The 13,946-nt window shown below is 72.4% G+C and carries 8 protein-coding genes; 5 read left to right on the top strand and 3 right to left on the bottom strand.

The genetic code is table 11. The features are described from left to right. Positions 1 to 70 precede the first annotated feature (70 nt). The 3 genes from CP970_RS29845 (at position 71) to CP970_RS29835 (ending at position 2,754) form a co-directional block, all read left to right on the top strand. Complete coding sequence (locus CP970_RS29845; RefSeq protein ID WP_055551246.1) at positions 71 to 976, top strand: LysR family transcriptional regulator; 906 nt, start codon at positions 71 to 73, stop codon at positions 974 to 976. 111 nt (positions 977 to 1,087) lie between these two features. Then, entirely contained in the window at positions 1,088 to 1,657 is a 570-nt protein-coding gene (locus tag CP970_RS29840; protein ID WP_055551243.1) for a cysteine dioxygenase family protein, read from the top strand. Next, entirely contained in the window at positions 1,657 to 2,754 is a 1,098-nt protein-coding gene (locus CP970_RS29835; RefSeq protein ID WP_055551241.1) for a YeiH family protein, read from the top strand. The genes CP970_RS29840 and CP970_RS29835 overlap by 1 nt, the downstream gene beginning before the upstream one ends. 383 nt (positions 2,755 to 3,137) lie before the next feature. On the opposite strand, the gene CP970_RS29830 is transcribed toward CP970_RS29835, so the two are convergent. After that, the gene (locus CP970_RS29830; protein WP_079043756.1) at positions 3,138 to 4,421 is read right to left on the bottom strand and encodes an acyltransferase family protein; all 1,284 of its coding nucleotides are present in this window, start codon (positions 4,419 to 4,421) and stop codon (positions 3,138 to 3,140) included. After that, positions 4,418 to 6,814 (bottom strand): glycosyltransferase, encoded by a 2,397-nt coding sequence (locus CP970_RS29825; RefSeq protein WP_079043755.1) that lies wholly within the window; start codon positions 6,812 to 6,814, stop codon positions 4,418 to 4,420. The genes CP970_RS29830 and CP970_RS29825 overlap by 4 nt, the downstream gene beginning before the upstream one ends. A 226-nt stretch (positions 6,815 to 7,040) precedes the next feature. Here CP970_RS29825 and CP970_RS29820 point away from each other — a divergent pair, with 226 nt between their 5' ends. Further along, a complete protein-coding gene (locus CP970_RS29820) occupies positions 7,041 to 8,507 on the top strand; it encodes an acyl-CoA synthetase (RefSeq protein WP_150494160.1) in 1,467 nt (488 codons plus the stop codon). 77 nt (positions 8,508 to 8,584) lie between these two features. On the opposite strand, the gene CP970_RS29815 is transcribed toward CP970_RS29820, so the two are convergent. After that, positions 8,585 to 12,388: a S8 family serine peptidase gene (locus CP970_RS29815; protein ID WP_055545599.1), complete on the bottom strand. Its 3,804-nt coding sequence runs from the start codon at positions 12,386 to 12,388 to the stop codon at positions 8,585 to 8,587. A gap of 519 nt (positions 12,389 to 12,907) precedes the next feature. Between CP970_RS29815 and mreB the strand changes: the two genes are divergently transcribed. Next, positions 12,908 to 13,945 (top strand): rod shape-determining protein, encoded by a 1,038-nt coding sequence (mreB, locus tag CP970_RS29810; RefSeq protein ID WP_055545597.1) that lies wholly within the window; start codon positions 12,908 to 12,910, stop codon positions 13,943 to 13,945. Position 13,946 lies beyond the last annotated feature (1 nt).

Below are 13,946 nucleotides of genomic sequence, written 5' to 3'. Positions count from 1 at the left end.
GACGGGCGGGACCTCCAAGCCCGAACCCCACCCTTGTTCGACCCTTCCAACATCTGCTTATGATTCGACGGTGTTCGACTCACGGCACATCAAGACGTTTCACGAAGTGGTCCGGGCCGGGTCGTACTCGGCGGCCGCCCGCTCGCTCGGCTATACGCAACCGGCGATAACCCAACAGATGAAGGCCCTCGAACGGTCGGTGGGGACTCCGCTGTTCACCCGGGTCGGGCGCAACATGCGCCTCACCGAGGCCGGTGAGGCGCTGTCGCGGCACGCGGGGATCATCCTGGCCGACATCTCCACCGCGCAGCAGCAGATGAACGCGATCACCCGGCTGCGCACGGGCCGGGTGCGGGTCTGCGCCTTCCCCAGCGCCAACGCCACCCTGATCCCCGAGGCACTCGCCAAGCTCGCCTCCGGACATCCGGGCGTGCGCGTGGAGCTCCTGGAGGACGAGCCGCCGGAGTCGCTGCGCCGCATGGTGCGCGGCGAGTGCGACGTCACGCTCGCCTTCACCTATCCCGGCCTGCACGAAGAGGTGCCGGACGAGGTGATGGAGATCCCGCTGATGGAGGACCAGCTGACGGTCCTGATGCCGACCGGGCACCCGATGGCCAGGCGGCGTTCGGTCAAGCTCGCCGAGCTGGCGCAGGAGCGGTGGATCGCGGGCTGCCCGCGCTGCCGCGCCAACTTCCTGCACGAGTGCGCCGAGCTCGGCTTCGCCCCCGACATCGCGTTCACCACCGACGACAACCTGGTGGTGCAGAGCCTGGTCGCCGAGGGGCTCGGGGTGGCGATGATGCCCGGTCTCGTACTGAACTTCCTCTGCCACCGGAAGGTGACGGGCCGCGCCCTCGACCCGGCGTCCCGGCGGCAGGTCTCGGCGTACGTCCTCAAGGACCATCTGCGCATTCCGGCCACCGCGCTCGTCATCGACGTGCTGAAGTCCGTGGCGGCCAACCGCGTCGGCTGCTGAGCCGGGGGCGTGCCGCGGGTGCCTCCGCCTGCTCATCTATAAGCAGAAGTTTCAGTACTGCCAAAGAACTGTCGTTGGACGTGATGGACCGGGCGGCCCGACGCTGCCTGTATGAGCACTACGACCGCGTACCGGGCCGCCCGGACCACAGCACGCCTGGACTCCCTCGTCGCCGACGTGCGCGAGGCCGTCGGGCGCGGACTGCCGCCCGACCTGACCGCGTATCTGGTCGGCGAGCGCCTCGCGCCCCATCTCGGCACCCCCGATCTGCTCACGGACGAGCAGTGCGAGGGCGACCCCGAGTGTTACCGCCAGCACGTGCTGCACGCCGAACAGGACGGCAGCTTCTCGATCGTGGCACTGGTCTGGCTGCCCGGGCAGCGGACCTCGATCCACGACCACGTGTCGTGGTGCGTCACGGGAGTCCACGAGGGCGAGGAGCACGAGCGGCGCTACCGCCTGGTGCCCGCCACGGAGACCGGCGGCCCCGGCCGCCTCGTGGCCACCGAGGACGTGGTCAACCCGCGGGGCGCGGTCTGCGGGTTCGCGCCGCCCGGCGACATCCACCGGGTGTGGAACGCCTGCGGCTCGCGCGCGATATCCCTGCACATCTACGGCGCCGACATCGCCCGCCTGGGCAGCAGCGTGCGCCGGGTGTACGAACTCCCGGCCGACCGGTAATGGCGCTGCTCGGAGAGCGCGCCAAGTCCCTTACCCAGCACGCCACTTCAACAGTCGTACGCCCCAAGGGCAAGCCGCCAGGACTCGCCCTCGCCGTGCTCGGCGTCGCGCTCGCCTGGGGCGTGCACCAGCTCCTGCCCGGCGTGCCGATGCTCACGGCCGCCGTGGTCCTCGGCATCGTCGCGGCCCATCTCCCCGGCCGCGCGCGGACGTTCGTGCGCGGCCCCGGCAAGGCGGGCCTCACCTTCGCCGGCAAGCGGCTGATGCGCGTCGGCATCGTGCTGCTCGGCCTGAAGCTGAGCCTGGACGACGTGCTCGGCCTCGGCTGGGCGTCGGTCGCGATGGTCCTTTCCGTGGTGGCCGTGACCTTCTTCGGCACCTGGTGGCTCGGCCGTCGCCTGGGCCTGCGCGGCGATCAGCCGCTGCTCATCGCCACCGGCTACTCGATCTGCGGCGCGTCCGCGATCGGCGCGGTCAGCGAGGTCTCGGAGAGCGACGAGCGGGACACCGCGACCTCGGTGGCCCTGGTGACGCTCTGCGGCACCCTCGCCATCGCCGTGCTCCCGCTGCTCCAGGGCCCGTTGGGGCTCACCGACGCCGAGTTCGGGCGCTGGGTGGGGGCGAGCGTGCACGACGTGGGACAGGTCGTGGCGACCGCGCAGACCGCGGGCGCCGGGGCGCTCGGCGACGCGGTCCTCGTCAAGCTGATGCGGGTCGCGCTGCTCGCGCCGCTGGTCGCGGCGGTGGCCCTGTCGGTCAGGGCCAGGGCGCGGTCGGGTTCCGGCGCGGGAAAGGCGGGTTCCGGCGAAGGGCAGGCAGCGGCCCCGAGCGCCAAGAAGCCGCCCCTCGTACCGCTCTTCGTCGTCGGCTTCCTCGCGATGGTCGCCCTGCGCACCACGGGCCTGCTGCCGGGCGGCGCCATCGACGCGGCGCAGACGGCGCAGGAACTCCTGCTCGCCGCCGCCCTGTTCGGGCTCGGCAGCGCGGTGGACCTGCCGTCCCTGACCCGCACCGGCGGACGCGTCGCGGCGCTCGGACTCTGCTCGTGGGTCATGATCGCCGGGATCTCGTACGTGGGCGTGGTCCTGACGTACTGAGCGACGCCGAGGTACCCCTGCGGGCCGGACTCGACGAGGCACGGCGATCCGAACAACGGATGCGAACGACTGGGCAGTTGTTCCCTGGAACAGGTGATCGTCACGCCAGGAATTGCGCGGGGCCCCTGTGATTGACGATGCTTACGGTGCGCAAGCGACGGGCTGCAGACCGTTACCGCGCTCCCGGTCCATGTCCCAAACAGGGCCGGGGAGTTGGTCCCGAAAGTCCCACACGGAAGCACCAAGGAGAAGCACCACCATGAACCTCATCACTGACGTCCTCGCCGGTCTCGTCCACTTCGTCGGCTGGCTGGTCTGACGTCACCCGCGGTCCGCAGCGGCGCCGCCTCTCCCCGTCCCACGGAGAGGCGGCGCCGCCGTGTTCAGCGGGAGTCGGCGGCGGTGGAGCCCTCCGGACGGGAGCCCTCCGGATAGAAGTCCCGCGCCGCCCCCTTCGCGCCCTTCGCCCTGGCGAGCAGGCTCGCCGGATACTCCACCAGCCAGTAGCTCGCCGTACCGACGGCCAGGGCCACGACCACCACCAGCAGCATCGCGACCGGGAACCCGGCCCCCGACGACGGCAGCAGCCCAGCCTCGTCGAGCTCCAGCATCACCGGCTCGTGCCAGATGTAGAGGCTGTAGCTGATGAGCCCCACGGCGGTGACCCAGCGGGCCCGCAGCAGGCCGTGCCAGCGCACCCGTTCGCGCTCGGGGCGCCGGATGTGCAGCGTCGCGTACAGCAGCACGAACCAGAGCAGCGCGGCCAGCGGGTGGTAGAAGGTGTGCGCGAAGTTCTCCGGTGCGGAGAGGTACGACAGGGCGTACAGGCCGCCGAACGCCGCGGCGGAGAGCGCGGTCACCCAGCGCGCGCCGACCCTGCCCCGCCCGTCACCGAGCGCCGTGAGCAGTACGGCGAGGGCCATGCCCGCGGCGAACGAGCCGAAGCGGGCCTGCGGGCCGAAGTACACCGGCCAGTCGGTGTGCGGGATCTGCCGGACGTAGTGCGCGTACGCGATCCATCCGACCGGCAGCGCGAAGAGCGCCGCGCACCCCGACGCGCACAGCGCCACCCGCGCCCGCCGGGTCCGCATCCCGCGGCAGGCCCGCACCGCGAGCGGCCCGAGCACCACCAGGGCGAGGTAGAAGGCCACTTCGAGGGAGAGCGACCAGGTCGGGCCGAGCGTGTAGAAGATCCGGCCGCGGTCGAAGACGTGCGTGAACGTGAGGTGTTCGACGAGGTCGCGCCAGTCGCCGGGCAGCGTCGGGTTGCGCATCGACCAGACGACGAGGACCGCGAGGAAGTACAGCGGCAGGATGCGCACGGCGCGCCGGAAGAGGAACACCCGGCCCGGCCTGACCGAGCCCGCATCGCCGTCGATCGCGGCGCGCGCGTACGACAGCGTGAGCAGGTACGCCGACATCACGAAGAACAGGTCGATGACTTCGAGCGATGCGAGCGCCCCGATGTAGGGGTTGTCGACGGGCGGGTGCGCGCCCTGCGCGTCGTACCGGTAGTACTGCTGCCACACGTGGAAGACGACCGTGCTGAGCGCGGCGAGGCCGCGGTAGCCCTGGAGTTCGAGGGCCCGGCCCCGGGTGGTGGCGGGGGCCCGGCGCGCGGCCGTGGCGGGCCGCGCGGCGGCCTCGGGCGCGATGAGCGACGTCACGAACGGCCCCCGACCGCGGTGGAATCGGCCGCTGTCAGGGCCCTCGGCGTCACCCGCCACTGCCGGTCACCGAGCACCTCCTTCAGGTGCGCGGCGCGCGCCACCGTGTTCTTGAAGTGCGTGTAGAAGACCGTCGACACCAGGAGGTAGCGCCAGAACCACCCCTTGTTCAGGCGGAGTTCGGGCACCGCGAGCCGCCAGGCGAAGGCCGCCTGCACGAGCCCCGCCGAGAGCGTGAAGGCCGCCGCGATCAGGCAGACGGGCACCGCCCAGTCGAGCCGGTCGGCGCCGCCCGCGCGCCAGGCGGCGTGCACCAGGATGGGCAGGATCTGCAGCGTCAGCCACGGCTGGGCCTCGCGCCAGCCGAGCAGCACGAAGAGCCCGGTCTTCTGGCGCCGGGTGAACACGGGCGAACGCAGGCCGCGCCACAGGTGTTTGAGCGAGACCTGCAGCCAGCCCTGCGCCCACCGCGAGCGCTGGTTCCACAGCGGCCGCAGCAGGGTGGGGGCCAGCTCGCGCGAGATGAGGGTGCGGTCCATGGCGATGCGGGCGCCCTCGTTCAGGGCCCGCATCGTGGAGTCGATGTCCTCGGTGAGCATCGAACCGTGCATCCGGGTACGGGCGAGCAGGTCCGTGCGCCAGAAGCCGTTGGAGCCGCCGAAGACCCCGAAGCCGTACAGACGCGTACGGCCCGGGTGGCTGACCGCGTAGATCGCCTCGAACTCGACGGCCACCAGGCGCGCCACCCAGGAGCTTTCGCCGTTGCGTATGACGCAGTGGCCCTGCACGACGTCGTAGCCGTTGGACAGCCAGTCCCAGGCGTGCCGGAAGGCGTCGGGCGCGGGATGGTGGTCGGCGTCGAAGATCCCGACGAACTCGCCGCGCACCCGCGTCACGGCCGCGTTGAGGTTCTGTGCCTTGGAGGTGCTGCCGGGGACGGGCAGGAGCACCAGGCGCGGATCGCGGCGCGCGATGTCGCGCAGGGTCTCCTCGACCGGCAGCGCGTGCGGGGTGTTGTACGCGAGGACGATCTCCAGTTCGTTCGGGTAGTCCAGGCGCAGGAACGATTCGACGGTGTCGACGATCGTCGCCGCCTCGTTCGGCAGGTACGCGGCGATGACCGCGCTGGCCGCCGGATAGGGCTGCGCGGCGGCGGCCGGGCGCTGCTTCGCGTCGAGCGAGAAGAGGCATTCGAGGAGGATGAGCAGGGCGGAGGTGACCAGGCCCGCGACCACCACCCAGTAGGCGACCGACGCCAGGTCCCAGCCCATGTCGTACGCCTGCTGGTAGAGCAGGAACGGCGCGCCCACGCCGAGCGCGAGCATCAGGACCGGCGAGAGCAGCGGCGTCACCGCCGCGAGCAGGGCGCGCGGCCCCCGCCGGGTGCGGCGGTGTCCCGGCGCGGCGGCCGCGCGCATCCACGGCTCGTAGCGCACCGGGCGCAGATCGCGGTGGCGCAGGGCCTCTTCGGCGGCGTCCCTGGCCTGCTCGGCGGCCCGCGCGCCCGCGCCCCTCTCGGTGCCCGCGGCGAGAGGGGTCCAGCCGACGGCCGGGGTGAGCCGGACGTTCTCGTCGGCGACGACGAACCGGGTGCCCGCGACGGCCGCGGCGAACTCCCGCAGGCTCGCGGCCGCCGTGTCCTCGTCGACGCCCGGCATCAGCAGGAGGAGGCGGCCCGCCTCGTCCCAGCCGAGCCGGTCGCAGACGCTGCCCATGCGCTCGGCCACCTGGGCGAGCCGTTCGGCGACCTCGCGGCGCACGCGGGGCCCGAGCCGGGTCTCCAGGGCCGCCGTCTCGGCGACGCGGACCACGGCGAGCACGCCGCCGCGCCGGGCGGCGGCGGGCCGCTGGAGTTCGCGGTCGAGTTCGGCCATGAAGTGCGGCGCCGAGTACAGGCCGGTGCGCGGGTCCAGGAGCAGCTGGTCGACGGGGACGGGGACCCGGTGCAGTTTGGCCGCTATCCGGGCCGAGAGCTCGACCGGGTCGGACGCCTCGGGAACGCAGTCGTCGGCGCCGTGCCGCAGCAGTTCGGCGACCGTCGCGGGCGCCTCGGGGGCGGTGACCATGAGCAGTGGGAGCGCCCGGCCCGCCGGTTCCGCGCGGACCTCGGCGATGACGTCGGTGCCCTGGCGCCGCCCGTCGGGGCCGTCGTCCAGGGCGACGATGGCGTCGGGCGTGGCCTGCCTGACCTGGCGGTGCACATCGCCGGGCACGGCGTGGGTGACCTCGTGGCCGGTGAGGCGGAGCGTGCGGGTGAGCTGTTCCCTGCCGGGTCCCGGCGCGCCGACCGCGAGCACGTGGGGGTGGCTCGGCGGCGCGGGATCGGGGGTGGTGGACTGGTGCGGTATCAGCACCTGTTGACGGGCGTCGGGACGCCTCAGAACGTCGGACATGAAGGTGGTCCCATCCTGTTCGGATTGTGGGGGGAGGACCGGACTACTGATCGCTGATGTGCTCGAATTCGGGCAATCGGTCACATCAGCCTCAACGATCACTGTGACACCGCACCTTCAATGGCGTAACGCTCTCATTACGCGCCGGTGCAGAGACTGCACAGGCACCGCGTCGGCCGTCCGGTCAACGCACCCACGACGAAGAGAACTTGAGGAGTACGACAACGTGGACCCCCTCTTCCCGGCCCTGACCACCGCGCGCGGCGAAGCCCTGCGTTTCGGCGAACGCTCCCTCACCTACGCCGAACTGGCCGCCACCGCGGGCGCCTTGGCCCAGCGGCTGCGCGACGCGGGGCGGGTGGCGCTGTGGGCGACGCCCTCCCTGGAGACCGCCGTCGGCGCGGTCGCCGCACTGCTCGCCGGGGTGCCCGCCGTGCCGCTCAACCCGAAGTCGGGCGACTCCGAACTGACGCACATCCTCGGCGACAGCGCGCCGTCGCTGGTGCTCACCGAGCCGGGGGCGGAGCTGCCGTCGGCGCTGGCGGGTCTGGCGCGGCACGACGTCGACGTACGGACGGGCACGGACGTCGGCGCGAGGGAGGTCGACTCCGTGCCCCTCCCCGCCGAGCCCGACCCCGAGGCCCCCGCCCTGATCGTCTACACCTCGGGCACCACGGGCCCGCCCAAGGGCGTCGTCCTGCCGCGCCGCGCGATCACCTCGACCCTGGACGCCCTCGCGGACGCCTGGCAGTGGACCGGCGACGACGTGCTCGTGCACGGCCTGCCGCTCTTCCACGTGCACGGCCTGATCATCGGCGTGCTCGGCCCGCTGCGCCGCGGCGGCTCCGTACGGCACCTCGGCCGGTTCAGCACCGAGGGCGTGACGCGCGAGCTCGGCTCGGGCGCGACGATGCTGTTCGGCGTCCCCACGATGCACCACCGCATCGCCGAAGCGCTGCCCGGCGACCCGGAGCTGGCGAAGGCGCTTGCCGGTGCGCGGCTGCTGGTGTCCGGCTCGGCGGCGCTCCCGGTGCACGACCACGAGCGGATCACGGACGCCACGGGACGCCACGTCATCGAGCGGTACGGCATGACGGAGACGCTGATGAACACCAGCGTCCGCGCCGACGGCGAGCCCCGCGCGGGCACGGTCGGCGTGCCCCTGCCCGGCGTCGGCCTCCGCCTGGTCGACGAGGCGGGCGCGGAGCTGACGGAGGCCGGGCCCGATTCGGTCGGCGAGATCCAGGTGCGCGGCCCCAACCTGTTCACCGAGTACCTGAACCGTCCCGACGCGACCGCCGACGCCTTCGCGGCGGGCGGCTGGTTCCGCACCGGCGACATGGCGGTGCGCGACGCCGACGGCTATGTGCGCATCGTCGGCCGCAAGGCCACCGACCTGATCAAGAGCGGCGGCTACAAGATCGGCGCGGGCGAGATCGAGAACGCGCTCCTGGCCCACCCCGGGGTGCGCGAGGCAGCCGTCACCGGGGAGCCCGACCCCGATCTCGGCGAGCGCGTCGTGGCCTGGATCGTCCCCGCGGACCCCGAAGCGCCGCCTTCGGCAGAGGAGTTGGCGAACCACGTGGCATCGAGCCTCGCCCCGCACAAGCGGCCAAGGGCCGTGCGCTATCTGGAGGCGCTGCCGCGCAATGACATGGGCAAGATCATGAAGCGGGCGCTGACGGAGAAGTAAGCCCCTCCGGCGATTGAGGAGCGGGGTCCGGGGCGGAGCCCCGCGTCAGTGAGCGACGCGGGGCTCCGCCCGGAGGGCTACTTCACCCCTACCGCCCGGATGATCTCCTGGGACACGGAACCGCCCCGGTCATCGCTGGCGGAGGCCCGCAAGGACACGGACTTCGCCCCACCCGGAACCTTCAACTTCCCTTCCCAGGCAGCCTTCTTACCGTCCCGATCCAGCGGGACGCCCGCCCAGGACTTGCCCTCGTCGTACGAGACGGACAGCTCACCACCCCCGATGGCACCGGTGCCCACCGCCCCCTTGACGTACTCGGCGAAGATCCCGACCGGCACGGTCCGCCCGCCCCGCACGTCGCCCGACAGGGACGTGTCCACATCGAACCCGAGGTTCAGCAGCGGCAGGAACGTCTTCTTGTCCGCCGCCGTCTCCTTCGACCTGAAGGTCCACTCGGCGTGCCCCTTCGTGCCGAGGACCCACCGCTCCGGATCGAGCGTCGTATCCGTCACGACCTTGTACGTCCGCTCGGCGGCATCCGCGTCCCACACGTAGACGGCCGAGCTCTTGCGCCGGTCGGCGCTCACACCGTCCACGAAGACCTCGCTGTTCTGCGTCATGGAGTCCTCGTTCCACACGTCGCCGAAGCCGGTGTGGTCGGGCCCCGAGTCGCCCCAGCCGGGGACGTTGAACTCCAGGTTGTTGCCGGTGCGCGTCTGGCCCCAGCCGAGGCCGGTGCCGAGCCAGGGGTGCAGCACGGGCTTGAACCAGTTCAGTTCGGTGTGCTTGCCGCCCCGGTAGGTGACGAGTCCGCTGCGCTCCTCCAGGGCGCCGGGCCCGGTGGACACGGACTCGTGCCACGTCTGCCCCGCACCCATGGAGACGTACTCGGTCCGCTCGGTCGGGTAGTCGATCTTCTCCTGGAAGCCGATGCCGATCGGGAAGGTGTCCGTGATGGAGTACCGGTACTCGCCGCCCGCGGCGAGCTTGACCGCGTGGAACTTGCTGTCCACGACGGCCAGTTCACGCTTGGACGGGCGGTAGACGAGATCCTTCGGCACGGCGCCCTTGTGCCCCTCGGACAGGTCGTACACATAGGGCGTGTTGCGCGTGCCGGTGCTCTCGGCCTTCCGGCCCGCCCCCGCGGCGGCGATGAGCCGGGCCCCGTCCGCCGCGTCGACCGTGGCGATCTGCAGTGGCCGGTCGGCGTTGTCGTCCGTGCCGAACCAGGCGTTGAGACGCCCCGGCTGATCGTCCGTCACGAACAAGGCGGCGGCGCCCGCGTCCTGGGCCGCCTGCCCCAGCCGCGCGGGGGTGACCCCCGCCGTACGCCGGACGACGACCGCCTTGCCGCGCACGTCCTTGCCCTCGTACGCGGCCGGGGTGCCGTCACCGGCGTCCACCAGCGTCCACTTGTGGCGGCCCTCGGCGATCGTCCCGCCGGGCTGGGCGACGGCCTCCTCGACGCCCTTCACGTCCACGAGCGGCTTGCCGAGGCGCCAGACGGTGCGGTACTCGAAGCTGCCCTCGGTGACCTTCGCGGTCGGGGCCGCGAAGACGCTGTCGTACTTCACGGGCACCTGGACCGCGCCCTGCAGATCGGCGCCGCCGGATTTCCTGTCGTACTCCATGAGGAGCTGACGGGTCTCCGTGCGCCGCTCGACGTCGGCCCTGACCTCGCGCAACTTCCTTCCATCCAGGGTGATCTCACGGTCCCTGTCGAGCTTGACCTGCGGGTCGGCGAGGAAGCCGAGGCCGAGGGAGTCCTTGCCCCCGGCGCCGCGCACGTCGAGGAAGGAGGAGAGCGCGTACGTCCCCGGCTTCAGGCGCAGCTCCAGCGTGCCGGAGTCGCCGACGGCCGCCGGGAAGGGGTCAGTGCCCTTGACGAGCTGCTGCACCACCAGGTCGGCGGCGGTCGCCGCACCGTCGCGGTCCTTGACGTGGACGGTGAGCGTGTACCGCTCCTCCTCCTTGACCAGGCCGAACGCGGTGTGCGCGAGCTCCTTGCCGCCCGCGCTCGCGACGACCCGGCCGCTGGTGTTGCCCACCGGGGCCTTCGCGCCGTCACCGGTGACGGTGGTCGACGCGGTGCCGTGCGCGGGGACGGTGAGGGTGGAGTCTGCGAGAGCGACGACACCGTCCGCGGCTCCCTGCGCAGTCAGGTTCAACTCGACGGCCGCAGCGGAGGAGTTGGCGTACGTGAGGGTCTTGGTGACCGGCTTGTTCCCGTCGTACGGCCAGCCGTAGAAGCCGAAGTCGACGCTGCCGCTGGCGGTGACCCGCGCACCGACGGCGTCCGGCACGCTGACCCGCCCCGCACCCAACTCGTATGCAGACGCGTCGAGTTCCTTCGACGTGGACATCAGCGCGTCCTTGAGCCGCGCGGGCGTCCAGTCGGGGTGCTTCTCGGCGAGCAGCGCGGCCACGCCCGCGACGTGCGGGGTCGCCATCGACGTACCGCTCATCTCGGTGTAGAAGCCGTCGCCCTCGACCAGTTGCGAGCGCCCGGCCAGGATGTCGACGCCGGGCGCCGACAGATCGGGCTTGAGCGCGTGGTCACCGAGGCGCGGCCCCTGGCTGGTGAAGTAGGCCGCCTTGTCGCCGGAGTCGACGGCGCCGATGGTCAGCGCGGAGTCGGCGGCGCCGGGCGAGCCGATGGAGGAGGGTGCGCCGGTGTTCCCCGCCGCGATGACGAAGAGGGCGCCGGTCTCCTTGGTCAAGGTGTTCACCGCGGCGGCCATCGGGTCGGTGCCGTCGCTGGCCTCCGACGAGCCGAGGCTCATCGACACGACCTTGGCGTCGATGTCCTTGGCGGCCCACTCCATGCCCGCGATGATCTCCGACTCGCTGCCGAAGCCCTCGTCGCTGAGCACCTTGCCGACGGCGAGCGTCGCGCCGGGCGCCACGCCCTTCTCCTTGTTGCCCTCGGAGGCGGCGCCGCTGCCGCCCACGGTCGAGGTGACGTGGGTGCCGTGGCCGTTGCGGTCGGCGACCTCCTCGCCGGGGATGAAGCTCTTGGTCTCGCCGACCCGGTCCTTGAGGTCCGGGTGCCCGGTGTCGACGCCCGTGTCCAGGACGGCGACCTTCACGCCCTTCCCGGTGAGCCCGGCCTCCCAGGCCTCGGGGGTGCCGATCTGCGCGTTGCTCTGCGCCATGTCGGCCTCGACGCGGCCGTCGAGCCAGACCTTGTCGATGCCGGACGCCTTGCCGGTCTTGGCCGCCTCGCCGGTGCCGGACGCTTTGCCGGTGCCGGACGCTTTGCCCGTGCCGGACGCTTTGCCCGTGCCGGACGCTTTGCCGGTGCCGGACGCCTTGTTACGTGCGGATGCCTCGTCGCGCACGGACCGCCAGAGTGCGCCGGGCCGCTCCACGCTGACGGCGACGCCGTCCACGCTGGGCAGCGAGCGCACCTTCTCCGTGCCGGGCGGCAGGTCGCGGGCGGCCCGGCTCGCCCCCTTGTCGTACGTGACGATGAGGGGCAGGGCCTTGGCGCCGGGCCCCGCGAAGCCCTGCCGGATCAGCTCCGTCACGTCGAAGAGACGCTCGTCGAGCGTGCCCGCGCGCAGAGCGGGCCGCGCCTCGTCGGGCACGACGGTGATGTGCCCGTCCGATATCCGGCTCCGCACGGCCCCGCTCGCCCCCGCGGGCCGCTCGACCGTGACGGACCGCTTGCCTCCGGGGAGCGGGTGGACGGTGACCCGGTCACCGGTAATCAGGGTGACGGTCTGGGCGGCGCGCGCGGTACGGGTGGCCGGTGCCGTCGGCGCGGAGCCGTCGGGTCCTGGCTCCGCGACGGCGCTCTGCCCGGCAGGAAGCAGGGCGAACGCGAGACCGGCGGCGGCCACGAGCGCGGCTCTTCGCCGCGCGGGGGCTCTGGTCATGGGGCTGCCTCTCTTCGTCGGACCCGGGCGGGGGTGGTGCCCGAGTGCTGCGAAGAGTGTCAGGGGCCTTTTGTTGCAGGGGAGTTGACGGGAAGTGGCGGGAAGCCGCCAGGGCACGTTCCCGCCAGCGGGCGGGGGCCGGGTGCCGCTCCGGGTGCCGCCTCGGGCGCCTTCGGCAGGGTGTCTTCGAGCAGGGTCGCCCGGGGCCGTACGCAAAGGCGTCAGATCGGCGAGTATCCGCCTTTGCGCCACGAGGCTGTCCGGGTCCACTGGAACCGGGGGAACCTCGCCCCTCCCTTCGGTCATGGCAGTGTCACCGTCAGGGAGCCTTTCCCGCCAGGGGCGTTCGCCCCGAGCGGGGCGAACGGACGCCCTGCCTGCGACGCCTCGAAGACCACCCGTGCGGCGGCACCCCGCCCGGCTCAGCCCAGCGCGCGCGCCGCCCGCGTCCACCGCACGATGCGAGACAGGACCGCCGTCCGACGGTCCGTACGGTCTGCGCTCTCGGGAGGATCTGCCATGACCGTCAGTCTGGAGCAGTTGCGCCGCTGCCATATCGCCGTCGACCTGGGAGCCGCGCGCACGCGCGTGTTCGTGAAGGGCGCGGGTCTCGTCGTCGACGAGCCGAGCGCCGCGGCCGTGAACACGCGGACGGGCGCGCTCATCGCGGTCGGCCAGTTCGCGGAGCAGATGACGGGACGTACGCCCGACTACATCCGGGTCGTCAGGCCCGTCTCCGGCGGCACGGTCGTCGACATCGAGATGGCCCAGCGGATGCTCCGTCACCTCCTCGGCGAGAAGCTCCGCAGGGCCCTGCGCCGCAAGCCGCGGCTGCGCGCCGCCGCCTGCACCCCGCACGACGCGGACCCGCTCGCCCAGCGCGCCGCCGTCGAGACGATGGTCGGGCTCGGCGCGCGCCGGGTCGAGCTGGTGGACACGCTCATCGCGGCGGCGGTCGGCTGCGGCCTCCCCGTGGAGCGGCCGGAGGCGACGATGATCCTGGTCTGCGGCGCCGCGACGACCCAGGTCGCGGTGCTCTCGCTCGGCTCGATCGTGACGGCCCAGCGCATCCCGGTGGGCGGTGAGGCCATCGACCACGCGATCGTGCAGCACCTGCGCCACCAGCACGAGTTGATGCTGCCCTCGCAGTCGGTGCGGCCCCTCCAGCTCGCGCTGAGCGGCAACGGCCTGACCCCGCACGGGCCGGAGTCCACGGAGATCCACGGCCGTGACGTCGCGACGGGCCTGGCCCGCTCGGTCCAGGTGGACACGGCGGCCGTACGCAACGCGATCCACACGCCGCTCACCGCCGTGCTCGACGGCATCGGCAAGGTGCTGCGCGACTGCCCGCCGGACCTGGTGGCCGACCTCGCGGACCGCGGAATCATGATGGTGGGCGGCAGTGCGCTCCTCCCCGGCCTCGACCAGATGCTGCGGGACGCGACCGGAATGCCCGTACATATCGCGGAACGGCCTGATGTGTGCGCTGTGCTCGGGCTCGGTGCGATGCTGGAGGGCAAGATCCAGCCGCTGGTCCTGGACCCGCTGTCCGGCTGAC

The organism is Streptomyces kanamyceticus (assembly GCF_008704495.1).
Classification (GTDB): Bacteria; Actinomycetota; Actinomycetes; order Streptomycetales; family Streptomycetaceae; genus Streptomyces; species Streptomyces kanamyceticus.
This window is presented reverse-complemented; position numbering and strand designations above follow the sequence as displayed.

Bases quoted from the DNA above. Each gene is read 5' to 3' on its own strand.
- CP970_RS29825 (WP_079043755.1), bottom strand. From the start codon at position 6,814: ATGTCCGACGTTCTGAGGCGTCCCGACGCCCGTCAACAGGTGCTGATA.
- CP970_RS29815 (WP_055545599.1), bottom strand. From the start codon at position 12,388: ATGACCAGAGCCCCCGCGCGGCGAAGAGCCGCGCTCGTGGCCGCCGCC.
- mreB (WP_055545597.1), top strand. From the start codon at position 12,908: ATGACCGTCAGTCTGGAGCAGTTGCGCCGCTGCCATATCGCCGTCGAC.
- CP970_RS29835 (WP_055551241.1), top strand. From the start codon at position 1,657: ATGGCGCTGCTCGGAGAGCGCGCCAAGTCCCTTACCCAGCACGCCACT.
- CP970_RS29840 (WP_055551243.1), top strand. From the start codon at position 1,088: ATGAGCACTACGACCGCGTACCGGGCCGCCCGGACCACAGCACGCCTG.